Origin of the sequence: Gilliamella sp. B2838, assembly GCF_026536185.1 — a bacterium.
Taxonomy (GTDB): domain Bacteria; phylum Pseudomonadota; class Gammaproteobacteria; order Enterobacterales; family Orbaceae; genus Gilliamella.
Genome location: NZ_JAFNOO010000012.1, coordinates 1 through 25,167 on the forward strand (window position 1 = coordinate 1; position 25,167 = coordinate 25,167).

Consider the following 25,167-nt stretch of genomic DNA (forward strand, 5'->3'; position numbering starts at 1 on the left):
CCATTGGCTTTAGTGATATCGAAAACAAAGCGGACTATCAAGTGAGCAGTGTTTCTGGCTCTGTAGGTGCAAGTAAAGGTGGGGGAGGACTGTCCCCAACAGGAGGTGCACCACAAATTTATCAGCATGGCGATAAATCCTCAAACATAACGCATTCAGCAATAGATAATAGTGAGTTAATTATTCATGATAGAAAGAATCAAATTTTGGAAGTGAATTAATATGTTAGATTTAAAGATAGTCGTTCATAAGTATTTGAAGTAAAGTACATGGTATTTTTCACCAAATTCTCAACAAGTTGAGATAAATATGCGTTATGTCATATTAATAAAAAAACAGTTATTAAATTGATTAATTGTAATATATAGTCCGCCTCCAACAAAAAGCACTACTTAAGACTACATCAACGTTTTTTTATGTATATTTTATCGCATGTTAATTATTAAATCAGGTAAGAATTAACACTGATCGAATGTAAACATACAAAACAAAAATACAAATAAAAATTTTTTAATCGAAAATATACATGCATCAATTAAGCTCAAATGTGGCAAACAAATCTCGACATTCAATACTTTTACAACCATAATGAAAACGCATCAAAAAAACACATAGACACATTTTACATAGCTTATTGAAAAATAACAAAAATAATAATACCTAATAGGAATAATAATGATGAAAGTTTTTAAATTGTTTATAGTAACCTGTAGTATGTTAAGCCTAATTTCTTGTGCTAATAGAGAGTCACTACCTAGAACAACAATTGTAAATACCGATACAATAACGTTAAATAATGGCACAACAGTTGATATTTTAACTGAAAACGCGATTAATGGTGACGTTGTAGACGATACAAATAATTATTTAAATATTGTCTCTCGTGCAGATACAGCAAAAGTTGTCGGATTAAAGGTTCTTGAATTTGCCACACTATTCCTTGATGGGACTGGTAGCGGTAGTATTGATGGTTTTTCAAAAGAGGATTTAAAAGGCAGTTATATCAATTCGGTTCCAAATAAAACTATGGATTATTTAACCCCACAGTTATATACAATAATTAAAAAATTCGATGCTAATAACCAAAAAGACAATGTTATAACCATACAACCTTATAAATTTAAATTAATTTATGATGGATTAACCGATAATAAATATAATTTTATTTATAACACCACTATACGTACTAATGGATTTCATTTTGATTGTTCTGAGCAAAACGATCTGACACCAGAAGAGAGAACTAAGCCCTTTAATGAATGGGAGATCAATAATTATCAATTAGTACAAGATACCGCCAGTAAAGCAATTAATGCCTGTATAAACCGATTAAAATCAGAACAAAATATGACTAATTTTGAAAATGCGCTAAAATAGAGAATTAATTAAGTTAATTTTTTATAACATCCTGACCAGGTAAAAAATAGTTAATATCTGGTCATTAATTTATTAAATCAGCTTAGTTAGTTGCTACTATTTTATAGTGTCACCGTGACTGACTAGTTTAATTCCTTATTATCTTCAATATTAATTAGTCACTGTTAACTTTATAATACCCAAAACTAAACCTGTGCTGTTCTTTTAGCTAAAATTAGCTTTCTATTCGCATTAGATGATAATTTATTGCATAATACACCACGTATTGAATACATAACATAAGTTAGGAATTATTATGGAACTTCTGTGCCCTGCTGGATCTTTACCTTCACTAAAAGTGGCAATTGATAATGGCGCTGATGCTGTTTATATCGGTTTGAAAGATGACACTAATGCTCGTCATTTTGCCGGTTTAAACTTTAATGAGAAACGATTATTAGAAGCTTCAGACTATGTGCATAAGCGTGGTAAAAAATTGCATATTGCGATTAATACTTTCGCTCACCCTGAAAACTTTGAGCGCTGGCAACATGCGGTAGATACCGCAGCTAATATCGGCGCTGACGCATTAATTATTGCAGATCTGGCCATGCTTGATTACGCAGCAGAGAAGTATCCAAATCTTGAACGTCATGTGTCGGTGCAAGCGTCGTCAACCAATGAAGAATCAATTAAGTTTTATTATAATAATTTTCACGTACATCGTATTGTTTTACCCCGCGTTTTATCTATGCATCAAGTAAAACAACTTTCACAAGTTTCACCGGTTCCTTTAGAGGTGTTTGCTTTTGGTAGTTTATGTATTATGGCTGAAGGTCGCTGTTATTTATCGTCTTATTTAACTGGCGAATCACCTAATACCGTTGGCGCCTGTTCACCCGCAAAATTTGTACGTTGGGAGGAGACCGAAAAAGGTCTTGAGTCCCGTTTAAATAATGTGTTAATTGACTGCCATAAAAAAGGTGAAAACGCCGGCTATCCAACCCTTTGCAAAGGGCGTTATTTTGTTGGTAATGAACTTTATCACCCGATTGAAGAACCGACGAGCTTAAACACTATCGAATTATTACCCGAACTGTTTGCAGCCAATATTGCATCAGTTAAAATTGAAGGGCGACAGCGTAGTCCGGCTTATGTTGAACAAGTAACAAAAGTCTGGCGCCAAGCAATAGATCGCTATAAAGCAAATCCTCAAACATTTCAGGCAGAAAAAAGTTGGATGGATACACTTGGTTCGGTTTCTGAGGGAACGCAGACAACATTAGGTGCATACCATCGCAAATGGCAATAATGTGATATTGGTCGACTTAAAACACCACAATAAAACATTTAAAAAAGATTTAATCTTTTTTAAATCGCTTCTTTTTTAAAGAAATGATGTCGATTAACAATTATTATTAATCATTTTTAACAATAAAATATCAATATAGTGAGCAAAACTATGAAATACGCATTAGGTCCAGTGCTTTATTATTGGCCTAAAATCGAAACTGAAGCTTTTTATCACGCAGCTAAAGATAGTGAGGCTGATATTATTTATATGGGTGAGACCGTATGCACTAAGCGTCGTGAAATGAAAGTGGCTAATTGGTTAGAATTAGCAAAGCAGATCGCAAAATCAGGTAAGCAAGTTGTCTTGTCAACACTTGCACTACTCGAAGCCCCTTCAGAACTTAATGATTTACGACAATTAGTTAATAATGGCGACTTTTTAGTTGAGGCGAATGACTTAGCTGCAATTAATATAGCGCAAGAACATAAATTACCCTTTGTAGCAGGCCCTGCGATTAATTGCTATAACGCTTTAACCTTAAAATTATTACAAAAACAAGGTATGATACGTTGGTGTATGCCGGTTGAACTGTCACGTGATTGGTTAACTAATGTGCTTAATCAATTTGATGGTTTACATATTGAACGAAAGTTTGAAGTTGAAGTGTTTAGTTACGGCTATCTACCTTTAGCGTATTCAGCGCGTTGTTTTACTGCAAGATCAGAAGATAAGCCTAAAGATAAATGTGAAACTTGTTGTATCAAATATCCGGTTGGTCGAGAAGTATTTTCTCAAGAACAACAAAAAGTCTTTGTACTAAATGGCATTCAAACACAAAGTGGTTATTGTTACAATTTAGGAAATAATCTTAAAGACATGAAAGGACTTGTCGATATCGTTAGAATTTCGCCACTTGGGCTAGCAACACTCGACATTGTTAAGCAATTTAAAGCAAATGAAGATGGATCACATCCATTAAACATTGAACATAAACGAGATTGTAATGGTTACTGGAATGGTATCGCCGGACTTGAACTCAGCCAATAAACATTTTTCGCCTAAACAATTTAGAGCGGATTTTCCAGCATTAACTAGCGAAAGTGTTTACCTAGACTCAGCAGCAACCGCACTCAAGCCTAAAGCGATGATTGATGCAACGGTGCAATATTATACCCATAATACGGCAACTGCTGAGCGTAGTTTACATCACGATGCGGTAAAAGTGACAGAAGCAATTAAGCAGGCCAGACAAAATGTTGCTGATTTAATTGCAATCAAAAACAGTAGTGAAATTATTTGGACCAAAGGGGCGACTGAATCAATTAACTTAATTGCACAAAGCTATGCTCGCCCTTTATTGAAGCCGGATGACGAAATTATTGTCAGTGAATTAGAGCATCATAGCAATTTATTACCTTGGCTAATTGTTGCGCAGCAAACCGGGGCCAAAATTATAAAATGGTCGTCCAATGTTGATGAACTGACATCACTACTTTCATCACGAACTAAAATTGTAGCTATCACGCAAATGTCGAATGTCACTGGATTTTGCCCTGATTTAGTCGCTATAAGTCAGTTAGTACATCAATATAACGCTATTTTAGTGGTTGATGGTGCCCAAGGTATTGTTCACCAACCGATCAATGTAGAAGCACTTAACATTGATTTTTATGCTTTTTCTGCCCATAAATTATATGGTCCAACAGGTCTAGGTATTTTATATGGTAAAAAAGCATTACTTGAACAAATGGCGGTTTGGCAAGGTGGGGGCAAAATGTTAAAAAAGGCATCATTAACAGAATTTGTTGTGGCAGATCTACCTTATAAGTTCGAAGCAGGTACCCCTAATATTGCTGGAATTATAGGATTTGATGCCACACTGCAATGGCTTAAAAATTGGTCATTGGCTCAACTTGAGCAATATACAGATCAATTATCTCAGTATGCTAAAACACAGTTAACACAATTAGCTAATATCAAGTTTTACAGCGTTGATAATAGCCCCATTATTAGTTTTAATATTAATCAAATTCACCACAATGATATCGCGATTTTATTAAGTGAACAGCAAATTGCTATTCGAACTGGCGAGATTTGTGCCCAGCCTTTGATGAGCAAATTAGGTTGCCAAGGCGTGATCCGTATATCGCTCATGCCATATAATAACCAGGAAGATATTGATAAATTCATTACAGCATTAAAAAATGCGATGGAGGTATTGAGTTAACTATAGCCTAAAACATGGGCATTAGCTTAATCTATTTGATAATTAATCAGTGATAAAAGGGTTTAATTATGCTATCACCGCAAACGTTAACTGAATTATTTTTAGCACAACAAAACTGGCAAGATCGTTATCGTCAGTTAATTATACTGTCCAAACAGTTACCTGATTTTCCAGACGAATTCAAAACAGAGCAAAACCTAGTACAAGGTTGTGAAAATCGAGTATGGTTAACTTGGCAAAAACAACCAGATGGTACATTTATTTTTCAAGGCGAAAGTGAAGGTAGGATTGTAAAAGGGTTATTGGCTATATTGATTATATTGGCAAACAATAAAACAGCCCAGCAAATTAGTAATATTGATTTTCTAGCTGTTTTAAATAAGCTCAAAATTACTGATGAATTAAGCCCTTCACGTTTACACGGATTAAGCCAATTAATTACTCGGATTCAATCTATAGGTTAATTGCAATTAAAATGGGGAGTCAGTTCCCCATTTAATCATCAGATAAATTAATTTTCTGGAGAGGTAAAAAGCGTAATTACCTTTTTAACGCCATCAACTTTACTTGCGACATCAGCAACAGATTTGCCTTCTTGCTCAGTAACAATACCGATTAAAAAAACTTCTCCGTTTTCGGTCACAACTTTTATTTTACGTGCTTTTGTTTCAGCGTTAAAAACTAATTGAGATTTTACTTTGGTAGTGATCCACGCATCATTGGTCATGGTACCTGCATCAACAGGCTCACCAACACGAATTTGATTATAAACTTTTTTTATCCCTTCAACTTCATGGGCTAAGCTATCCGCTTTTTCTATTTGTTCATTTGTTGCCTGACCAGTTAAAAGAATATTGCCATCATAAGCAGTTGTTGCAATATGGGATCCAATAAATGTGGATGCGTTATCTTTTAACTTCATGCCCATACGTGAATTGAGTGTAGTGTCATCAACTTGTGTTCCTGCTGTTCGTGGATCTGAAGCCACTTTAGCAGTAGCGCCCGCTCCTGCGCCAATTACGGCAGCAACACAACCTTGCAACATAAACACACCAAATATGAATATTGCAAATAAAGCAATTTTTTTCATGGTGACTCCTTTTTATTTATTGCTTCTTAGTAATCAAATAGTGATTACTTTGCTTTTATTATGCCTTGTTGACATTGATTTGCAAAATATAATTACCGTAACTGCAACAAGTCTAAGATTCATTTCACTCAATCAAAGGGATTTTTAAAATGTATCTAATCCCATTAATTTAAATAACAATTTCGTTTTTAAGCTTAAATCTGCTATCTTTTTATATTAAATAATATAAGTAATGATATAAATAAAAAATATGAATCAAGATATTATCGATTGGTTATATGGATTGTCAGCACCGATGGTTGTATTACATAAAGATAAGGGTGCCAGTTATACTTCACCATTTTTTTATCCTCAACAAGATTTTGTTGATATGAGCGAAAGTTGGGGGATTGATTCTCGAGAAACTTTACTAAATTGCGTGTTTGATATGGTCGATGATGGGCATGCTTCAACACTGTCTCACTATTATTTTATCTATTCACGATATGCAGAATTTGACTGGTGTAAGTATTATAACGAGCAAACTGACTACCAAAAAGTGTTGCTTGATTTTGTTAAACAAACCTTTCCTATATGTGGTGTAGCTAGCATCCGAAGTTGGGATTATGCACGGATGGCCTATATTTTACGTAATGGTATCACAAACAAATATATCACCGAACAAGAAGCATTATGGATTTTATTCAGAATTGGTATTCGTGCCCAATATTATTATAGCTCTTGGCAACATTATTTCACCAGTTGGTTTATTGGCTATCAGTATTGGATATCACTAAATAATAAAGAAAACTTAGAATTACTACGTTGCGAATTATCCAGAGCTTCAAACGCGCATACCATGACAAATTTATATTCAGACTTACAAGCACCATTTAACTGCTTACCTTGGTTTATTGATTTGGATGATCAACAAAAACCTGAATCATTAATGGAGTATCAATGGTCATGAACGAGGATATTTGGCATTTATTAGGAATTGTTCCAACAAAAGATATCGCAGTTATTCGTCAAGCATATCGAACTAAGTTACCTGATTATCATCCTGAAAGGGATCCTGAAGGGTTTAAAGCGTTACGTCAAGCCTATGACAATGCAATACTGTATGCACAATCCACCGAAACAGTAATTGATCAACCACAAGCAGAATCTGAAGTAAAACCAAACGATCCTTTAAGTGACGAACAAATTCAAGCAAATGAAATTTGTGCTGCTTATCAAGCGCTATTAAACGATCCTAACCGTTGTTACAAAATTGATGAGTGGCAAAAATTTATTGGTTCGTTTTATGATTATCCAATGGCGGTAATAGATATCGCCAAATGGCAATTGCTAGAAATAAGTTATGAAACTACCAATATATCACAATCATGTGTTAACTTATTAGCCGAAAATTTGCGTTGGCGACAACAACTCATCAGCCAATATCCCGATCAATATGAACACTACAACAATTTTTTAAAATATCTTGAAGGTGGGGATTTTTTTGATTACACCGCCTTACCCACAACGAATAAGCCAATACAAAATGTTACAATTGAGTATGTGTATAATGCCAAATGGATATATTGGGAGCAACGTTCAGCGGACCTTTACGCCTATTTACAACAAGATACTGTTATTTATTTGCCTGATGATAAAACATTGATGCTTGCTTTAAGCTACTGGCATTGTGTGGCTGAATTAGAAAATCAAGCAATTTTAGACTATGCGCTATCAGCAATAACACAACCAGATCAAGCCGAACATTTGATTATTGAATGGAAATATATCGCGGCAAATCAATATACTTTACTCAATAATAAACAGCAGGCTTTACAAGCTTGGATTGATCTTTACCATTCAGGGCATTATGTAGAAAAAGCAGAAAGTTGGATTGCGGGTTGGTGTGCATATTATGCTAGTAATTACCTACCTTTATTATTTGTTGCGCTTAATGACTCTTACTGCCTTGAAGTAGATAAAACTGACAATTATCTATTTACCATTCCGCAATTTACACCAACTACCATCGCTCGATTAGCCAAAATTGATCCGAGCGAATATAACACGGAGATTGCAGATTTTATTAATTGGGCTTTAAGTACAAACTGGAATTACCGACAAATCTTATCAATGTTATTACTTGATGATGGTAGCAATCGCTTACTGCGTTTATATCGTCATGCCATCATGTTACGGCACGGTAACGAAACAATGTTACAACAAATTTTAGATGAACAGAGCGATGATCCATTTGAACAATTTATTCTGACTAATTTAAAGCGACAAGCTAAACAACATTTAGCATGGCTATCAAGACTTACGCCAGTGAAAGAGTTCAAAGCTTGGCTCTATGATAATAATGAAAACTTACCTATTCCCGCTAGATTTGATCCAGATGAAAATGGCAATCAGTTTTTATATAGCCGGTTGTTCCTTGATAGGTTTGATCATTTACCTGACATCGCAATATTACATCTTTATAAAAATCTAAACTACACCCATATGGAGATGTATGACTGGGTTGTATATTTTAAATTTCAAAATGTTTATCAATTACCCTCACCACCCAATGACAACACAATATTTTACAACAAAAATAACTATTGGCAGTGGTATCGTGAATGTATCTTGGCGCTAGCCATTGTTAACTCGCCTTTTAAAACCGCTCAATACCTGCAACAACACAGTAATACCTTTAATTTATCGAATAATAATGCACTTAAACCCATTATAGAAATTTTTAAAAATCCTAAATGGCAAACAAGCGATGAATTATACAGTTTGATTAATAATGATAATAAATTGATTAATAGTATGTTAATCAGTTATCCCGATTCGATAGAGTCTTTTATTGATGAGCCAAACAACGTTGATTTTAATGATATTGAGCAAAAATTAGCACACTCATGGCATGCAAAATTAAAAAATGGCAATCGAATTTATTTAATGTTTTTATATAAGATTGTCTTAAATAAACCTTCGCAAGCTAAACAGCTAGATCAAATACTAAAAAACTTTGCTGGTGATGATAAAGCATTAATCAAAGTAGCAACTAATTTGCAGAAAAGCGGGGATTTACCTTATTTGAATAACTTCAAACAAAACGCCAGCCATCACCAACCAGCACAATTGATACAGTCAATGATTGCACTTTTATCTCAAAAATATGGTATATGCTCAGAAACTGAACTTGAAAAATTAGAAGAGTTAAAAGATAACACGGATAATGATTTGATACTGCGACTTTGTGCCACACTGCTTTTAGCCCAAAATAACCAAAAACAAGCGTATTTAAACTCGTTATCGCTGCCTAAAAATGAATGGACGCAATTTTGGCGTTGGAATGGCCGTACTGACCTATCAGGATTTGCGAAACAGTTATTTGTTAGTTTGATTATCATTGCTTACGGTAAGACATTTATGGATATATATAATCAGACGCCAAATATATTTTCTGTACTCTTGACGATATCTTATATTTTTGCCGGAATAAATATCGTGTTTGCCATAAAACGACGTCTGAATGATAGCTATCAAGGACAAAAATACTTTTTTAGTATAAACACATTTTTGTTAATCTTTTTACTGTATCCTTGTTATCAGCCTAGTTTTACACAGCTCAATCGTTTTGGTCCGCCTTTAGAATAAAGCAAAAGTCGTTAGCCAAACTTCCCCCTTTTTTAAATCAACTAAATAAAAGGGGGGAATTAAACGTTTATCAAATCATGCAGCTAAGCAATTACCGACCTAAATCGTTTAATTGTGACTCAATTTCACTGCGCATCTGATTTATTTCATCTAAATTTTGTTGATTTAATACCGTTAAAAAATCTTCAATATAAGATCCAATCAACAGTCGTTCATCGCCTAGTGATTGCGCCCATGCACGCTCTAATCTTGCCAATAAAGTACGATTTGGCATTTCATCACGTGGGTGTATTTTTAACGCTTTTAACCGCTCATGGCTTTCCTGTTTTTGCTTATCGGTTAATCCAATTGGGCTTTGATCGATCACTTTACCATATTGCTCACCGGTCTCAAGTAGAACAACGTCAACTTCTAATAATCCATTTAAATCATAGCTAAAACGAACATCAACACCCTGTGTTTTTTCCATCGGTGTAAGTGGTATTTCAAACTCATCAATCAACACATTATTTTCTACTCGAGGATTTTCGCCTTGATAAACCGAAATGCAGATCGCTTTTTGTTGTGGTTGCGTTGAATAAAACGTTTTTACCTTAGACGTTGGCACAATAGTGTTACGTTCAATGATAGGTGAAAACAAGCCACTTACCTTACCTGAACAACTTTCAATACCAAGTGTATAAGGACAGACATCAGTTAATATTACCTCTTCAACATCTTGATTGCGCAAACGGCAAGCCGCTTGTACCGCCGCACCTTGTGCCACAATTGTAGTCGGATTGATGTGACGATAAGGTAATTTACCAAAAAGTTTAGTCACCAATTCACGCACCACACCTAGCTGTGATGATCCCCCTACTAATACGATATGTTCAAGTTGAGCAGGCTTTAAACGCGCATCACTTAAGGCTTGTTCAACTGGCGCTCGCAAACGATTAAGCAGTGGTAGCCAAATCACTTTAGCTCGACTTTCATTAAGTTCAAATTGCCACTCTTTATCTTGCCAAAACCAAGTTAAATATTGCATTTGTTCACCATTTAACTTGCATTTGACTTGTTCAGCTAAATCTAATAATCGAGCATAATCATCAACAGCAATATCTTGTTGTTTAAGCTTCCATTCACTTAAACAAGCTTGAACAATTTCATGGGTAAAATCTTCACCACCTAGATAGTTATCACCCGCTGAAGCGTGAACCTCAATAATCGGTAGAGCATATTCAAGTACGGTTACATCAAAGGTCCCGCCACCTAAATCAAATACTAACGTATTACCTGTTTGTTCTTCATGTAATCCATAGGCCATGGCAGCAGCAGTTGGTTCATTAATCAAACGAACTGCGTTTAAACCAGCTAACTCGGCAGCAAAACGAGTCTGCTTTCGCTGTTCATCATTAAAATAAGCCGGAACAGAAATAACAACATCACAAATTTCTTGTTGCAAAAATGCTTCGGCATCGGCTTTTAACGATTTTAAAACTAATGCTGAAAGTTCTGTTGGGGTGAATTTTTTACCGGCTAGCTCATAAATTTTATTTGAACCTAAAAATCGTTTAAATGCGGCAGCACTTTTATCAGGATGAGTCGTTAAGCGAGACAGCGCTGCACGGCCAACTAAAATAGAATCATCTTCATCAATACTTACCACAGAAGGTGTTACAACTTCACCGATAGCATTGGGAATCAACGTTGGCTTACCTTCTTGCCAGACACAAATTAAACTGTTGGTCGTACCTAAATCAATACCAATTGGAGGATTCATACACTTTTTAAATAAAATAATAATTTGTTATGCTCGAATTATATACTAGTGCCAGCCTAAATTGCAAAGCAAATAACACCTTGAAATATCGATAAAAAATATAATTTTCAGCAAGTTTTGACAATTCAATTAATAAATATAGTGAACAACCAATTTAAATATCAACCTTGTGATAAAGCTTATTCAATTTAGATCGAATACTCTTAATTTTTATATTCACTGAGATCACTTTGAGGTGATATCTTTATCATCAATTGTAGTAATTTGACTAACAAGTTTACCTTGTTTTAACCTGGTAATGATGAAATCACCAACGGTCACTTGTGCCGCACAACCGACCACCGCATTATCAACCGTTGTGGTCACTGAATAACCTCGTTCTAATGTGGCAAGTGGACTGACACTATTAAGCTGTGAGGTTTGTAAGGCGAATTGATGTTGTGATTGAGTAAATTTTTGCTCAATCAGATGGATTATTTGTTGCTGACGTTGATTAATTGTCTGCTGTAAAGCGCTTATCGTATTTTGCGGAGAGAGACGTAACAATCTTTTATCTAAGTAATTATATCGATTTGTTTGTCGAAGCAAATATTGCTGAATATTGTCATATAAGGCATGACGATAAGTTAATAGTACATTTAACTGTTTGGCTAACTTTGCTTGCGGATGTTGAGTTTGTAATCGATGATACCCTTTATTTAACATTTCACGGCATCTTGTTAAATAGTAATCAATGGCCATAGATAAATACTGTTCTTGAATTTGTAACCGCTTTATTTGATCTAAGCTATCTTGGCTAACTAATTCAGCAGCAGCCGAAGGCGTAGCAGCTCGAACATCAGCGACAAAATCGGCAATGGTAAAATCAATTTCATGCCCAACTGCGCTGACAATCGGTAAACGGCTAGCAAAAATCGCTCTTGCTACGACCTCTTCATTAAAAGACCAAAGATCCTCTAATGATCCCCCTCCTCGGCCAACAATTAATACATCACATTCTTGACGAATATTGGCAATTTCAATCATTCGAGCAATTTGCGCGGCAGCTTCAGTACCTTGTACTTGTGTTGGATAAATAATTAAATGCAAACTTGGATCTCGGCGCTTTAATATCTGACAAATATCATGTAGTGCTGCGCCGGTTGATGAAGTAATAATACCTACTGTTCGAATATTATCCGGTAAGGGTTTTTTATAAATAGCATCAAATAGCCCCTCGTCGGATAGTTTTTGCTTTAACTGTTCAAATTTTTGTTGTAATAAACCTGCACCTGCTGGTTGTAGCTGATCAATCACCAGTTGATATTCACCGCGCGCTTCATAAAGTGTGACAGTTGCTCGAACTAAAACTTGCTGGCCATTTTGGGGAGTAAAGCCCGTTCGAAAATTACTATTACGAAACATTGCACATCGCACTTGAGCTGCATCATCTTTTAGCGTGAAGTACCAATGACCTGATGATGGGCGAGAAAAATTAGAAATCTCACCCACTAACCAAATCTGGCCAATAGCATCTGAAAGTACATCTTTTACCATTTGATTAAGATCTTTAACTGATAAAATTGAACGACTTTGCATGCTATTATCCTTACTAAATAGGTGTATAAACTTAAACTAAATCAAACTCTGCCCAAATTGGCGCATGATCAGACGGCTTTTCCATTGCCCGAATTTCATAATCAATACCTGTTTGCTGACAATAAGATAACAGTTTTGGGCTGGCTAAAATTAAATCAATTCGAAGCCCAGTACCCGTATCAAAGCCTTTGGAACGATAATCAAACCAAGAATATTCCTGTTTTGTTCGATGTTCATTACGATAAGTATCTGTAAAGCCAAGCGACAGTAAATTGTTCATCCAATCTCGCTCTTCAGGTAAAAACGAACATTTACCAGTACGTAGCCAGCGTTTACGGCTATCGTCCGATATTCCAATATCAATATCAGTTGGACAAATATTCATATCGCCCATAATTAAACAGAGCTGTTCACTTAATTGTTGCTGTTTTAGGTAATCAATCAGATCCTGATAAAACTTACGTTTTGCTGGATACTTGATTTCATGATGTAAACTTTCGCCTTGAGGAAAATAACCATTAATCACCGTTAAATTACCTTCATTGGTGGGTAATTGTGCCATGATTAAACGGCATTGGGCATCTTGTTCATCGGTGGGAAAGCCACATTGTACTGATATGGGCTGTTGCTTGGTTAAAAGTGCAACACCATAGTGCCCTTTCTGCCCATGATAATGTAAGTGATAACCAAATTGGGCTAACTCTTCAACCGGAAACTGATCATTATGTACTTTCGTTTCTTGTAAACCGATTATATCAGGCTGATGGATATCAATAATCGCAGCGAGCTGATGAATTCTGGCGCGAAGACTATTAATATTAAATGAGATAACTTTCATAATAAATTTATTATACTGGAATTAACGTTGTCATTGACTCATGCTACCAAAAATACGTTATACTGTTAAGCTATTACAGTAAAAGCTTCAATTTGTGCTAAAGGAATCCCATCTATGTCAACGGAATTACTCACACTACGCGATAAAATTGATGAAGTCGACAAATCAATTTTAGCTTTAATTAGTCAACGACTAGCATTAGTTGCCAAAGTTGGTGAGGTAAAAAGCAAACATGGAATTCCGATTTATGATCCCAAACGTGAAGCCGATATGTTAGCTAAACGTAAACACGAAGCCGAAAATTTAGGCATATCACCCGTTTTAATTGAGGATATTTTACGCCGGTTAATGCGTGAGTCTTACATCAGTGAAAACGATAAAGGTTTCAAAAAAGTATATACAGGTAGCGGATCAATTGTCATCATCGGTGGTAATGGTCAAATGGGGCGCCTGTTTTCTCGTTTATTTACATTATCTGGCTATCAAGTTAAAACGCTGGGTTCTAAAACCATGCATCAAGCAGCAGAAGTAATTGCTGACGCAGCTGTAGTAATAGTTACGGTTCCTATCAATAAAACGTGTGATATTATTCATCAATTACCGCCGTTACCCAAAGATTGTATCTTAACTGATTTTACGTCTATAAAAGTCAAACCATTACAAGCCATGCTTGATAAACATTCAGGGCCAGTAGTTGGATTACACCCAATGTTTGGTCCAGACGTGCCAAATTTAGCCAAACAAATTATTGTTTATTGCCAAGGTCGTTATCCAGAACAATACCAATGGCTTATCGAGCAAATGCGAATTTGGGGTGCTAACTTATGCGCAATTGACGCTAAAGAACATGATAAATGTATGTCGTTTATTCAAGCTTTACGCCATTTCACCTCTTTTTCATATGGCGTTAATCTACAACGTGAACAAGCCGATTTGGAGCAGCTCATCGCCTTATCATCACCGATTTATCGATTAGAACTCATGATGGTAGGGCGTTTATTTGCTCAAGATCCCGAGCTCTATGCCGATATCATCATGGCATCCGATGATAATATTGAACTAATCAAACGCTATTATGAATGTTTTGGCCAAATGGTGAAATTAATTGAACAACGAGATAAGACTAAATTTGTTGAAAATTTCAATGAAGTCACCAAATGGTTTGGTCCTTATGCCGAGCGATTTATTAAAGAGAGCCAAGTTTTATTGAAATTTGCCAATGATAATCGTGATTAAAATTACAGTTAACATTCAGTAAAATTTAAATATTTTACGATAATTTAGTCATTAATTACACCTTATTGGCGTGTAATTATTAATGTTTAATAATAAAAATTACTCATTATAAATGAGTTAATCAAAATTACTTTTGTGTGAGGGAATAAACATGTCGAATCGAAAATACTTTGGAACCGATGGAATTCGAGGAAAAGTGGGGCAATATCCTATCACACCAGATTTTGCACTTAAATTAGGTTGGGCTGCCGGTCGCGTATTAGCGAAAGATGGAGTAAAAAAAGTTCTTATCGGTAAAGATACCCGCATTTCAGGTTATATGCTTGAATCAGCTTTAGAAGCAGGATTTGCTTCTGCGGGCGTTGCTGCTGCTTTTACTGGACCAATGCCGACGCCTGCAATTGCTTATTTAACCCGAACATTTCGCGCAGATGCTGGGGTTGTCATTTCAGCTTCACATAACCCTTTTTATGATAACGGTATTAAATTTTTTTCGACAGAGGGTAAAAAACTTGATGACGAAATTGAATTAGAGATCGAAGCTCAGCTTGAAAAACCAATAGACTGCGTTGAATCAAAACAACTCGGCCGAGCTAGTCGTATTACTGATGCTGCTGGCCGCTATATTGAATTTTGTAAAAGTACTTTTAACCATGATCTTAGCTTATCTGGTTTAAAAATTGTTGTCGATTGTGCTAATGGGGCAACCTACCATATCGCCCCTAAAGTATTACGTGAACTTGGTGCCAATGTGATAAAAATCGGTTGTGAACCAGATGGCGTCAACATCAATGATAATTGCGGTGCTACAGACATTAGAGCATTATCCAAACGTGTAATTGATGAAAAAGCGGATTTAGGTTTTGCTTTAGATGGTGATGGTGATCGCGTTATTATGGTCGATCATAAAGGCTGTAAAGTTGATGGAGATCAGATCATCTATATCGTCGCCCGAGAGGCTTTAAGACAAGGGCAACTAAAAGGCGGCGTTGTCGGCACACTAATGAGTAACATGGGACTTGAGCTAGCGCTAAAAAATTTGGGTATCCCATTTGAAAGAGCAAAAGTTGGCGATCGTTATGTACTAGAAAAACTCATTGAAAAAAACTGGCGACTCGGTGCTGAAAATTCAGGGCATGTTTTATTATTAGATAAAACAACCACAGGGGATGGCATTGTCGCTGGTTTACAAGTATTGGTTGCAATGGTACACAATAATATGTCTTTAGCCGATCTTTGTAGTGGTATGACTATGTTGCCGCAGGTATTAATCAATGTTCGATTCACAAGCCAACATGATCCTCTACAGAGTCATGCAGTAAAAACCGCCATTAAACAAGCCGAACAACAACTCGGTAACCATGGTAGAGTTTTGATTCGTAAATCAGGCACAGAACCACTTATTCGAGTTATGGTAGAAGGAACCGATCAATCCGAAGTTCAAAACCTAGCTGAACAAATTGCCCAAGCAGTCAAAGCGCAAAATTAGCGCCATTTATCCCCATTAATTTAGCTATTGATGGGGTAATATTTCTAATAAAGTTATTCTTACAGCTTCTATTCTTTACACAAAATTAGTAAAAAGTGTCTAAATTCTTAATTTTGTTAATCAGTTGTTGACTTAATATAGGCAATTGGGTTTAAAATAGTAGCTTCGGTTATTACAGCGATTGCTTATACCTTTTAAGGTTAAAAATAAGCAGTGTTTTTTTTATTATTAGAAATAGGTAAGAGGGTTATATGTCAGTTTCCTCTCCAGCTTCACCACAAGCTTATATTAAGCATCACCTTGAGAACTTACAGGTGGGTTCGGGTTTTTGGACCTTTAATCTTGATTCATTATTTTTCTCAATTTTACTTGGTGTGCTTTTCTTATGGATTTTCCATCGTGTAGCAAGGAAAGCAACCAGTGGTGTACCAAGTAAACTACAATGTGCAGTCGAGATGATCTTCGAATTTGTTAATAATACTGTCAAAGACATGTTTACAGGTCAAAATAAACTGATCGCTCCACTTGCTTTAACAGTGTTTATTTGGGTTTTCTTAATGAATTTAATGGACCTTATCCCTGTTGATTTTCTACCTTATGCAGCGCAATGGTTAGGTCTTTCTCATTTAAGAGTGGTACCGACAGCTGATGTTAGTATTACAATGTCAATGTCACTCGGCGTGTTTGCACTTATCATTATTTATTCAATCAAATATAAAGGGATTTCAGGGTTTATTAAAGAATATACCTTACATCCATTTAATCATTGGGCATTTGCGCCAATCAACTTAATCCTTGAACTTGTTAGCTTATTAGCTAAACCTGTTTCTTTAGGATTACGACTATTCGGTAACATGTATGCAGGTGAACTAATCTTCATTTTAATTGCTGCACTATTACCATGGTGGTCACAATGGGCTCTATCTTTACCATGGGCCATTTTTCATATTTTAATTATTACATTACAAGCATTTATTTTTATGGTGTTGACGATCGTCTATTTAGCTATGGCATCGGCAACAGAAGATCATTAATTTTAATTTAAATTTTTTTATCAATAAACTGGAGTATATAATGGATATAAGTATGTTATATGTAGCCGCAGGCATAATGATGGGATTAGCTGCAATCGGTGGTGCGGTTGGTATTGGTCTATTAGGTGGTAAATTCTTAGAAGGTGCTGCACGTCAACCTGAATTAATGCCTATGTTACGTACACAATTCTTTATCGTTATGGGCTTAGTTGATGCGATTCCTATGATTTGTGTAGGTATTGCACTATTTATCATTTTTGCTGTTGCAGGTTAATAAAATTTTAAGAGGAATCGTCTCATGAATATGAACGCAACTCTCCTCGGCCAAGCAATTACATTTGTATTGTTTGTTTGGTTCTGTATGAAGTTTGTTTGGCCTCCGGTTATCCGTGCGATTGAAAAACGCCAAAAAGAGATAGCGGAAGGATTAGCTTCAGCAGAAACAGCAAAAAAAGATTTGGAATTAGCCAAAGCAAATACATCTGACATAATGCAACAGGCTAAGGTTGAGGCTAATGCAATTATTGAGCAGGCGAATAAACGCAAAGCAGCCATTCTTGAAGAAGCTAAACAAGAAGCTTCTCGTGAAAAAGAAAGGATTGTTGCTCAAGGACTTGCTGAAGTTGAAGCTGAGCGTAAACGCGCTCGTGAAGAGCTTAAACAACAAGTCGCTACACTCGCTATTGCCGGTGCAGAAAAAATTATTGAACGTTCTGTTAATGAAGCCGCTAACAGCGACATCATTGATAAACTCGTAGCTGAACTATAAGGAGAATAGAGCAATGGCTGACTTAATTACGATTGCTCGCCCTTATGCTAAAGCCGCTTTCGACTTTGCTGTTGAAAAAAACAACATCGAATCATGGCACAAAATGTTAGTGTTAACAGCTGAAGTGAGCAAAGATGCTCAAATAAAAAGTATTTTAACATCTGACATGAAAACCGATTCAGTGGCTAACTTACTCATCAATATCTGCAAAGATGTCCTTGATGAGTTTAGCACTAATTTTATTAAAGTTATGGCTGAAAATAAACGCTTATCCCTTCTTCCTGAAGTATTAACACTGTTTGAGCAATACTGTTTAGAAAGAGAAGCACAGGCAGACGTTGATGTAATTTCTGCCAATGAGCTGACCAGTGAACAACTTGATAAAATTTCTGTCGCTGTCGAAAAACGTTTATCACGAAAAGTAAAACTAAAATGTCATATTGATAAATCGCTCATTTCTGGTTTTATTATTCGTACGGGCGATATGGTTATTGATAGTAGTATCAGAGGACGTCTAAATCGACTAAATGACGTTCTACAGTCTTAAGGGGACTGATAATGCAGCTAAATTCAACTGAAATAAGTGAACTAATTAAAGAGCGAATCGCTCAGTTCAATATTGTGAGTGATGCTCACAATGAAGGAACAATCATCTCAGTAAGTGATGGTATCCTTCGAATCCACGGATTAACTGATGTCATGCAAGGCGAAATGATTGCATTACCCGGCAACCGTTATGCAATGGCATTAAACCTTGAAAGAGATTCTGTTGGTGCGGTGGTCATGGGACCATACGAAGACTTATCTGAAGGGATGAAAGTACAATGTACTGGTCGTATTTTACAAGTACCAGTAGGTGATGGCTTATTAGGTCGTGTTATTAATACACTTGGCGAACCAATTGATGGTAAAGGTTCGATTCAACATGACGGCTTCTCACCTGTAGAAGTCGTTGCGCCAGGCGTTATCGACCGTCAATCAGTTGACCAAGCGTTACAAACTGGTTATAAAGCGGTTGACTCAATGATTCCAATTGGTCGTGGTCAACGTGAACTTATCATCGGTGACCGTCAAACGGGTAAAACCGCATTAGCAATCGACGCCATTATCAATCAACGTGATTCTGGTGTTAAATGTATCTACGTCGCAATCGGTCAAAAACAATCAACTATTGCTAACGTAGTACGTAAACTCGAAGAGCATGGTGCACTTAAAAATACGATTGTGGTTGTTGCATCAGCATCTGAATCAGCAGCATTACAATACTTAGCACCTTATGCAGGTTGTGCGATGGGTGAATACTTCCGCGATCGCGGTCAAGATGCACTAATTGTTTATGATGATTTATCTAAACAAGCAGTTGCTTATCGTCAAATTTCATTACTACTTCGTCGCCCACCTGGACGCGAAGCTTATCCTGGTGACGTGTTCTATCTTCACTCACGTTTACTTGAACGTGCAGCGCGTGTTAACGAAGCTTATGTTGAAGAGTTCACTAAAGGCGAAGTAAAAGGTAAAACCGGTTCATTAACTGCGTTACCAATTATCGAAACTCAAGCGGGTGACGTTTCAGCATTCGTACCAACTAACGTAATTTCGATTACAGATGGTCAGATCTTCCTTGAAACCAGCTTATTTAACTCAGGTATCCGTCCTGCGGTAAACCCGGGTATTTCGGTTTCTCGTGTGGGTGGTGCGGCTCAAACTAAGATAATGAAAAAATTATCAGGCGGTATTCGTACAGCACTTGCACAATATCGTGAACTGGCTGCGTTCTCACAGTTTGCATCTGACTTAGACGAAGCAACAAGAAACCAATTAAGCCATGGTGAAAAGGTAACTGAATTACTCAAACAAAAGCAATATTCACCAATGACAGTTGCTGAGCAATCAATTGTGCTTTACGCTGCTGAACGTGGTTATCTTGAAGATGTTGAACTGACTAAAGTGTTACCATTTGAAGCAGCACTTCTTGCTTATGCCCATAGCCAATATGCCGATTTTGTTAAGGAAATCGATACAACTGGTAACTACAATGATGAGATTGAAAACAAGCTAAAAGCAATGCTTGAAAGCTTTAAATCAACTCAAACTTGGTAAGGATGGGATAACAAATGGCTAATGCAAAAGAGATTAGAACCAAAATTGCCAGTATCCAAAGTACACAAAAGATCACTAAAGCGATGGAGATGGTTGCCAACTCTAAAATGCGTAAAACGCAAGATAGAATGGCAGCTAGCCGACCATATGCCGAAATGATTCGTGAAGTAATTGGACATTTAGCGTTAGCTCAAATAGGTGCCAAACATCCCTATTTAGAAGAAAGAGATGTTAAGCGAGTTGGCTATCTTATCATTTCGACCGATCGTGGTTTATGCGGTGGTTTAAATATTAATCTTTTCAAAACTGTCATTGCTGATATGTCAGCATGGCAGGAAAAAGGTGTTGAGTCTGATGTCGCTTTAATTGGATCACGAGGGGTATCGTTTTTCTCATCGGTTAAAGCGAACATATTAACCCAAGTAACCAACTTGGGGGATGAACCAACATTATCTGATTTGATTGGACCGGTAAAAACAATGCTTGAGGCATATGACAATGGCAAGGTTGATAGATTATATATTGTCACCAATAAATTTATTAATACCATGTCGCAAAAGCCAACTATACAGCAGTTATTACCATTACCACATTCAGATGATGAAAAGCTTAAAGCTTCATCAGGGGATTATATTTATGAGCCAGATGCGAAATCATTATTAGATGTGATTTTACGTCGTTATATTGAATCACAAGTCTATCAAGCTGTGGTTGAAAATCTAGCGAGTGAACAAGCAGCAAGAATGGTAGCCATGAAAGCAGCAACCGATAACGGTGCAAACTTAATCAATGAATTACAAATTGCGTATAACAAAGCACGTCAAGGTGCAATTACCAATGAATTAATTGATATTGTATCGGGTGCCGCTGCTGTTTCAGGTTAAGGCTAAATATTGGCTAATAGTTAAGAAAAAGACGTAGAGGATTAAAAATGGCTACTGGAAAGATTGTCCAGATCATCGGTGCGGTGGTTGATGTCGAATTCCCTGAAGATGCTGTACCAAAGGTATATGATGCATTAGAAGTGGAAACCGGCACTGAAAAATTAGTTCTGGAAGTTCAGCAACAATTAGGTGGTGGCGTTGTATGTTGTATTGCAATGGGATCATCTGATGGTTTAAGACGTGGACTTAAAGTAGTAAACACAGGTCACGGCATAGAAGTTCCTGTGGGAACAAAAACACTTGGTCGAATTATGAACGTACTTGGTGATCCTGTTGATAAAGCAGGTCCTATTGGTGAAGAAGAGCGTTGGGCAATTCACCGTGCAGCACCAACATACGAAGAGTTGGCTAACTCAACAGAATTACTTGAAACCGGCATCAAAGTTATCGACTTAATTTGTCCTTTTGCTAAAGGGGGTAAAGTTGGTCTATTTGGTGGTGCGGGTGTTGGTAAAACCGTTAATATGATGGAGTTAATTCGTAACATCGCGATCGAACACTCAGGTTACTCAGTATTTACTGGTGTGGGTGAACGTACACGTGAAGGTAACGACTTCTATCACGAAATGAAAGAATCAAACGTACTTGATAAAGTATCACTGGTTTATGGTCAGATGAATGAGCCACCAGGAAACCGTTTACGTGTTGCGTTAACTGGTTTAACCATGGCTGAAAAATTCCGTGACGAAGGTAAAGACGTACTCTTATTTATCGATAATATTTACCGTTATACCCTAGCCGGTACTGAAGTATCAGCTTTATTAGGACGAATGCCATCTGCAGTAGGTTACCAACCAACACTAGCAGAAGAAATGGGTATTCTTCAAGAACGTATTACCTCAACCAAAACGGGGTCAATCACCTCAATCCAAGCGGTATATGTACCAGCGGATGACTTAACTGACCCATCACCAGCAACAACCTTTGCTCACTTAGATGCAACAATCGTATTAAGTCGTCAAATCGCATCATTAGGTATTTACCCAGCGGTTGATCCACTTGACTCAACAAGTCGTCAATTAGATCCACTTGTTGTTGGTCAAGAACATTACGATTGTGCTCGTGGCGTACAGTCAATTTTGCAACGTTATCAAGAATTAAAAGATATCATTGCAATCCTTGGTATGGATGAATTATCAGAAGATGATAAATTAACTGTTGCTCGTGCACGTAAGATTCAACGTTTCTTATCTCAACCATTCTTCGTTGCGGAAGTATTCACTGGTTCGCCAGGTAAATACGTACCATTAAAAGACACCATCAGTGCATTTAAAGGTATTATGAACGGTGATTATGACCATATTCCTGAACAGGCATTTTATATGGTTGGTTCAATCGACGAAGCGATTGAAAAAGCAAAATCTCTCTAAGAGATTTATAGAACGGAGAGAGCATTATGGCACTAACTTCCTATCAATTAGAAGTTGTTAGTGCTGAATCTCACCTTTTTTCAGGTGATGTTCAGCGAATCAGAGTCACAGGACAAGAAGGTGAACTTGGGATCTATCCCGGTCATACCCCGCTACTTACCATGATTAAACCGGGTATGGTAGGCATTGTGAAAGCGGATGGTGAAGAAGAGTTTATCTATCTATCAGGTGGCATCTTAGAAGTGCAACCAACCCTTGTAACGATTTTAGCCGATACCGCTATTCGTGGAGAAGACTTAGACGAAGCCAGAGCGCAAGAAGCAGTAAGACAAGCGCAAGAGCATATTAATCATCCGAGTGATGATATGTCATTTGCGCAAGCTTCTGCCGAACTATCAAAAGCGTTGGCAAAAATCCGAGTCATCGAATTAACTCGCCGTATTGGACAATAACTGAGTTACCTTATCCAAACTTAAAAAAGGTTACAAAAATTAGATTTGTAACCTTTTTTATTATTCAAACGCCAATCTTTAAATATCTTTATTTTATTGAAGAATTATTCTTATTTTTATTACGTTAATAAACATTTCATTGTTTCGAAGTTGTAAAATTTAAGCAAAACGAGTATTTTATAAACAACTGTAAAAATTAACATATATAAAAATTTATATACAAAGTGATGTAAAAAAATATAGTGCATTTATATACTATCAATATGGAAGAAGCATTAGCATTAATTGAACAAGATATGGATAACCAAGGATTTTTAAATGACTAAAGGCTACAACTTATTGAAAGGTACAGTCAGCCAATTACGAGTACTGGATGACCCTAAAGAGTTACGCTCTGATGATATTGGTCTGCTCGCTATAATTGGATTAATGATTGTCGGAGCTTTTGAACTTATCGGTGCTTTAATTGGAGCGATAACTGCTGGCAGTATTACCCTAGACGGGAAAAGTTTTCGATGCTATGTCGGCAGAAAGGAGGTAGTAGGCAAATTAGCCCACGTTAATTTTAAAGATGGTGATTATGTTGAAATGTTAGTTAAACCAATCGAAGTTAACGAATATCAATCTGATTCTGTCAAGATGGCAGACTATTTTGCTTATGCTGTCCGCATGCCCCAATATCATGCTTTATATTTTCCTCGTTCTGTTGGAATGACTACATTACTACTACTAAAATATCTATCAATAGGTTTTGGTACAATTCTTTTATTCTTATATCTGATTATATCAACTATTTTATACATTCCTGACAGGGATATATCTACTATATTTATTTTCGCTGTATCAACCATCATTATGTTCTTTTTTCTATTAATTTCATTCTTTTTGATGATTGGTGGACTCTATACTTTTATAAGTAACCGAATTTTTGCAACCTTAGGCTATCCTAAACCATGGCTACATAATTATTTTAAGGAACATGAACGATTTAAAAAACTTAATCGTTCTAATGACCCTGAACTATTTGATGATCCACAAACTCCCGAATTTGAACGTATTAAAATACGTGATCCCAATGCTAATTACTACTGCCGAACCCCTATTTTACCCGATTGGGTTGAAGTCATTGATGAGCGCAAATTTACGCCAAATTTGACCACTCCAAATCAAGAGCAGTCCAATGATTAAAGGCTACAACTTATTGAAAGGTAAAGTCAGCCAATTACAAGTACTGGATGATCCCAAAGAGTTACGCTCGGATAATATTGGTCTGCTCGCTATAATTGGATTAATGATTGTCGGAGCTTTTGAACTTATCGGTACTTTAATTGGAACAATAACTGCCAGCAGTATTACTCTGGACGGGAAAAGTTTTCGATGCTATATCGGTAGAAAAGAGATAGTAGGTAAATTAGCTCATGTTAGTTTTAAAGATGGCGATTATGTTGAAATGTTAGTTAAACCAATCGAAGTTAACGAATATCAATCTGATTCTCCCGAGATGGCTGACTATCTTGCTTATGCTGTCCGCATGCCTCAATATCATGCTCTGTATTTCCCTCGTTCTGTCGGAACATCGTTCTTATTATTATTAAAATATCTTTCAATAGGTGTTGGTATACTTTGCTTATGTACCTTTATGATTGTAATGATTTATACGTTTATATCAACAGATGTTGATTTTTCTTTTTTCATTTCAACATTTTTGACATTTATTTTGTCATATATTATAGTTTTATGCTTTTTCTTTTTTATATTTGGAGGTATAAATTCCTTTGTTACTAGTCGAATTTTTGCAGCTTTAGGCTATCCTAAACCCTGGTCGCACAATTGCTATGAAGAAAGTAAACGATTTCTGAAACTCAATCGATCGGGTGCGCCTGAACTTTTTGACGATCCTCAAACTCCCGAATTTCGAAAAATTAGAAAATTCGATCGTAGTGCAAGCTATTACTGCCGAACCCCTATTTTACCCAATTGGGTTAAAGTCATTGATGA

Annotated in this window: 23 protein-coding genes and 1 pseudogene; 20 read left to right on the forward strand and 4 right to left on the reverse strand. The window is 36.4% G+C overall.

Features of this window, described 5'->3' with window-relative positions:
- The 6 genes and pseudogenes from J3U63_RS11385 to csdE form a co-directional block, all read left to right on the forward strand.
- A pseudogene (locus tag J3U63_RS11385) lies at positions 1 to 221 on the forward strand (hypothetical protein); the annotation flags it as partial.
- A gap of 454 nt (positions 222 to 675) precedes the next feature.
- Positions 676 to 1,377, forward strand: a complete 702-nt coding sequence (locus J3U63_RS11390) for a hypothetical protein (RefSeq protein WP_267371570.1) — start codon at positions 676 to 678, stop codon at positions 1,375 to 1,377.
- 295 nt (positions 1,378 to 1,672) lie between these two features.
- Positions 1,673 to 2,668, forward strand: a complete 996-nt coding sequence (gene ubiU, locus J3U63_RS11395; protein WP_065633153.1) for a ubiquinone anaerobic biosynthesis protein UbiU — start codon at positions 1,673 to 1,675, stop codon at positions 2,666 to 2,668.
- Between the two features lie 150 nt (positions 2,669 to 2,818).
- Positions 2,819 to 3,697 (forward strand): U32 family peptidase, encoded by an 879-nt coding sequence (locus J3U63_RS11400; RefSeq protein WP_267333949.1) that lies wholly within the window; start codon positions 2,819 to 2,821, stop codon positions 3,695 to 3,697.
- On the forward strand, positions 3,654 to 4,877 hold the full coding sequence (gene csdA, locus J3U63_RS11405) for a cysteine desulfurase CsdA (protein ID WP_267333950.1): 1,224 nt from the start codon (positions 3,654 to 3,656) through the stop codon (positions 4,875 to 4,877). The genes J3U63_RS11400 and csdA overlap by 44 nt, the downstream gene beginning before the upstream one ends.
- A gap of 68 nt (positions 4,878 to 4,945) precedes the next feature.
- Positions 4,946 to 5,341 (forward strand): cysteine desulfurase sulfur acceptor subunit CsdE, encoded by a 396-nt coding sequence (gene csdE / locus J3U63_RS11410; RefSeq protein WP_267333951.1) that lies wholly within the window; start codon positions 4,946 to 4,948, stop codon positions 5,339 to 5,341.
- Positions 5,342 to 5,388: 47 nt separating this feature from the next.
- Here csdE and dolP read toward each other — a convergent pair whose 3' ends face one another.
- The gene (gene dolP / locus J3U63_RS11415; RefSeq protein ID WP_267333952.1) at positions 5,389 to 5,967 is read right to left on the reverse strand and encodes a division/outer membrane stress-associated lipid-binding lipoprotein; all 579 of its coding nucleotides are present in this window, start codon (positions 5,965 to 5,967) and stop codon (positions 5,389 to 5,391) included.
- 250 nt (positions 5,968 to 6,217) lie between these two features.
- Between dolP and J3U63_RS11420 the strand changes: the two genes are divergently transcribed.
- Together J3U63_RS11420 and J3U63_RS11425 are read left to right on the forward strand one after the other, a co-directional pair.
- Positions 6,218 to 6,916, forward strand: a complete 699-nt coding sequence (locus J3U63_RS11420; RefSeq protein WP_267333953.1) for a DUF1266 domain-containing protein — start codon at positions 6,218 to 6,220, stop codon at positions 6,914 to 6,916.
- Positions 6,913 to 9,597 carry a J domain-containing protein gene (locus tag J3U63_RS11425; RefSeq protein WP_267371572.1) on the forward strand — a complete coding sequence of 895 codons (2,685 nt, stop codon included), beginning with the start codon at positions 6,913 to 6,915 and terminating at the stop codon, positions 9,595 to 9,597. Before J3U63_RS11420 ends, J3U63_RS11425 begins: the two co-directional genes overlap by 4 nt.
- Positions 9,598 to 9,688: 91 nt before the next feature.
- Here J3U63_RS11425 and J3U63_RS11430 read toward each other — a convergent pair whose 3' ends face one another.
- From J3U63_RS11430 to xthA, 3 genes are all read right to left on the reverse strand, one after another.
- Positions 9,689 to 11,359 carry a molecular chaperone HscC gene (locus J3U63_RS11430; protein ID WP_267371573.1) on the reverse strand — a complete coding sequence of 557 codons (1,671 nt, stop codon included), beginning with the start codon at positions 11,357 to 11,359 and terminating at the stop codon, positions 9,689 to 9,691.
- Between the two features lie 225 nt (positions 11,360 to 11,584).
- Positions 11,585 to 12,937: an exodeoxyribonuclease VII large subunit gene (xseA, locus tag J3U63_RS11435; RefSeq protein WP_267333956.1), complete on the reverse strand. Its 1,353-nt coding sequence runs from the start codon at positions 12,935 to 12,937 to the stop codon at positions 11,585 to 11,587.
- Between the two features lie 31 nt (positions 12,938 to 12,968).
- Complete coding sequence (gene xthA / locus J3U63_RS11440; protein ID WP_267344906.1) at positions 12,969 to 13,775, reverse strand: exodeoxyribonuclease III; 807 nt, start codon at positions 13,773 to 13,775, stop codon at positions 12,969 to 12,971.
- A 114-nt stretch (positions 13,776 to 13,889) separates the two neighbouring features.
- Between xthA and tyrA the strand changes: the two genes are divergently transcribed.
- The 12 genes from tyrA to J3U63_RS11500 all read left to right on the forward strand — a co-directional run.
- Positions 13,890 to 15,011: a bifunctional chorismate mutase/prephenate dehydrogenase gene (gene tyrA, locus J3U63_RS11445; RefSeq protein WP_267371575.1), complete on the forward strand. Its 1,122-nt coding sequence runs from the start codon at positions 13,890 to 13,892 to the stop codon at positions 15,009 to 15,011.
- 151 nt (positions 15,012 to 15,162) lie between these two features.
- Positions 15,163 to 16,500 carry a phosphoglucosamine mutase gene (gene glmM / locus J3U63_RS11450; RefSeq protein ID WP_267371578.1) on the forward strand — a complete coding sequence of 446 codons (1,338 nt, stop codon included), beginning with the start codon at positions 15,163 to 15,165 and terminating at the stop codon, positions 16,498 to 16,500.
- A 251-nt stretch (positions 16,501 to 16,751) separates the two neighbouring features.
- Entirely contained in the window at positions 16,752 to 17,534 is a 783-nt protein-coding gene (atpB, locus tag J3U63_RS11455) for a F0F1 ATP synthase subunit A (RefSeq protein ID WP_267348831.1), read from the forward strand.
- A gap of 40 nt (positions 17,535 to 17,574) precedes the next feature.
- Positions 17,575 to 17,808, forward strand: a complete 234-nt coding sequence (atpE, locus tag J3U63_RS11460) for a F0F1 ATP synthase subunit C (protein ID WP_416379737.1) — start codon at positions 17,575 to 17,577, stop codon at positions 17,806 to 17,808.
- A gap of 24 nt (positions 17,809 to 17,832) precedes the next feature.
- Positions 17,833 to 18,303, forward strand: a complete 471-nt coding sequence (atpF, locus tag J3U63_RS11465) for a F0F1 ATP synthase subunit B (protein ID WP_267348833.1) — start codon at positions 17,833 to 17,835, stop codon at positions 18,301 to 18,303.
- 13 nt (positions 18,304 to 18,316) lie between these two features.
- Positions 18,317 to 18,850, forward strand: a complete 534-nt coding sequence (gene atpH / locus J3U63_RS11470) for a F0F1 ATP synthase subunit delta (RefSeq protein WP_267348835.1) — start codon at positions 18,317 to 18,319, stop codon at positions 18,848 to 18,850.
- A gap of 11 nt (positions 18,851 to 18,861) precedes the next feature.
- The gene (gene atpA / locus J3U63_RS11475; RefSeq protein WP_416379598.1) at positions 18,862 to 20,403 is read left to right on the forward strand and encodes a F0F1 ATP synthase subunit alpha; all 1,542 of its coding nucleotides are present in this window, start codon (positions 18,862 to 18,864) and stop codon (positions 20,401 to 20,403) included.
- A 14-nt stretch (positions 20,404 to 20,417) separates the two neighbouring features.
- Positions 20,418 to 21,287, forward strand: a complete 870-nt coding sequence (atpG, locus tag J3U63_RS11480; RefSeq protein WP_065633167.1) for a F0F1 ATP synthase subunit gamma — start codon at positions 20,418 to 20,420, stop codon at positions 21,285 to 21,287.
- 47 nt (positions 21,288 to 21,334) lie between these two features.
- The gene (gene atpD / locus J3U63_RS11485; protein ID WP_267333962.1) at positions 21,335 to 22,717 is read left to right on the forward strand and encodes a F0F1 ATP synthase subunit beta; all 1,383 of its coding nucleotides are present in this window, start codon (positions 21,335 to 21,337) and stop codon (positions 22,715 to 22,717) included.
- A 26-nt stretch (positions 22,718 to 22,743) separates the two neighbouring features.
- Entirely contained in the window at positions 22,744 to 23,169 is a 426-nt protein-coding gene (locus J3U63_RS11490; protein ID WP_065633169.1) for a F0F1 ATP synthase subunit epsilon, read from the forward strand.
- Positions 23,170 to 23,487: 318 nt separating this feature from the next.
- Positions 23,488 to 24,357, forward strand: a complete 870-nt coding sequence (locus J3U63_RS11495; RefSeq protein ID WP_267348837.1) for a hypothetical protein — start codon at positions 23,488 to 23,490, stop codon at positions 24,355 to 24,357.
- The coding region (locus J3U63_RS11500) for a hypothetical protein (RefSeq protein ID WP_267371580.1) at positions 24,350 to 25,167 on the forward strand (818 nt) is incomplete at its 3' end. The genes J3U63_RS11495 and J3U63_RS11500, both read left to right, overlap by 8 nt.

Bases quoted from the DNA above. Each gene is read 5' to 3' on its own strand.
- tyrA (WP_267371575.1), top strand. From the start codon at position 13,890: ATGTCAACGGAATTACTCACACTACGCGATAAAATTGATGAAGTCGAC.
- atpH (WP_267348835.1), top strand. From the start codon at position 18,317: ATGGCTGACTTAATTACGATTGCTCGCCCTTATGCTAAAGCCGCTTTC.
- atpA (WP_416379598.1), top strand. From the start codon at position 18,862: ATGCAGCTAAATTCAACTGAAATAAGTGAACTAATTAAAGAGCGAATC.
- atpB (WP_267348831.1), top strand. From the start codon at position 16,752: ATGTCAGTTTCCTCTCCAGCTTCACCACAAGCTTATATTAAGCATCAC.
- atpE (WP_416379737.1), top strand. From the start codon at position 17,575: ATGGATATAAGTATGTTATATGTAGCCGCAGGCATAATGATGGGATTA.
- atpG (WP_065633167.1), top strand. From the start codon at position 20,418: ATGGCTAATGCAAAAGAGATTAGAACCAAAATTGCCAGTATCCAAAGT.
- J3U63_RS11495 (WP_267348837.1), top strand. From the start codon at position 23,488: ATGACTAAAGGCTACAACTTATTGAAAGGTACAGTCAGCCAATTACGA.
- J3U63_RS11430 (WP_267371573.1), bottom strand. From the start codon at position 11,359: ATGAATCCTCCAATTGGTATTGATTTAGGTACGACCAACAGTTTAATT.
- atpF (WP_267348833.1), top strand. From the start codon at position 17,833: ATGAATATGAACGCAACTCTCCTCGGCCAAGCAATTACATTTGTATTG.
- dolP (WP_267333952.1), bottom strand. From the start codon at position 5,967: ATGAAAAAAATTGCTTTATTTGCAATATTCATATTTGGTGTGTTTATG.
- J3U63_RS11425 (WP_267371572.1), top strand. From the start codon at position 6,913: ATGAACGAGGATATTTGGCATTTATTAGGAATTGTTCCAACAAAAGAT.
- J3U63_RS11420 (WP_267333953.1), top strand. From the start codon at position 6,218: ATGAATCAAGATATTATCGATTGGTTATATGGATTGTCAGCACCGATG.
- ubiU (WP_065633153.1), top strand. From the start codon at position 1,673: ATGGAACTTCTGTGCCCTGCTGGATCTTTACCTTCACTAAAAGTGGCA.
- J3U63_RS11390 (WP_267371570.1), top strand. From the start codon at position 676: ATGATGAAAGTTTTTAAATTGTTTATAGTAACCTGTAGTATGTTAAGC.
- glmM (WP_267371578.1), top strand. From the start codon at position 15,163: ATGTCGAATCGAAAATACTTTGGAACCGATGGAATTCGAGGAAAAGTG.
- xseA (WP_267333956.1), bottom strand. From the start codon at position 12,937: ATGCAAAGTCGTTCAATTTTATCAGTTAAAGATCTTAATCAAATGGTA.
- csdA (WP_267333950.1), top strand. From the start codon at position 3,654: ATGGTTACTGGAATGGTATCGCCGGACTTGAACTCAGCCAATAAACAT.
- xthA (WP_267344906.1), bottom strand. From the start codon at position 13,775: ATGAAAGTTATCTCATTTAATATTAATAGTCTTCGCGCCAGAATTCAT.
- csdE (WP_267333951.1), top strand. From the start codon at position 4,946: ATGCTATCACCGCAAACGTTAACTGAATTATTTTTAGCACAACAAAAC.
- J3U63_RS11400 (WP_267333949.1), top strand. From the start codon at position 2,819: ATGAAATACGCATTAGGTCCAGTGCTTTATTATTGGCCTAAAATCGAA.
- J3U63_RS11490 (WP_065633169.1), top strand. From the start codon at position 22,744: ATGGCACTAACTTCCTATCAATTAGAAGTTGTTAGTGCTGAATCTCAC.
- atpD (WP_267333962.1), top strand. From the start codon at position 21,335: ATGGCTACTGGAAAGATTGTCCAGATCATCGGTGCGGTGGTTGATGTC.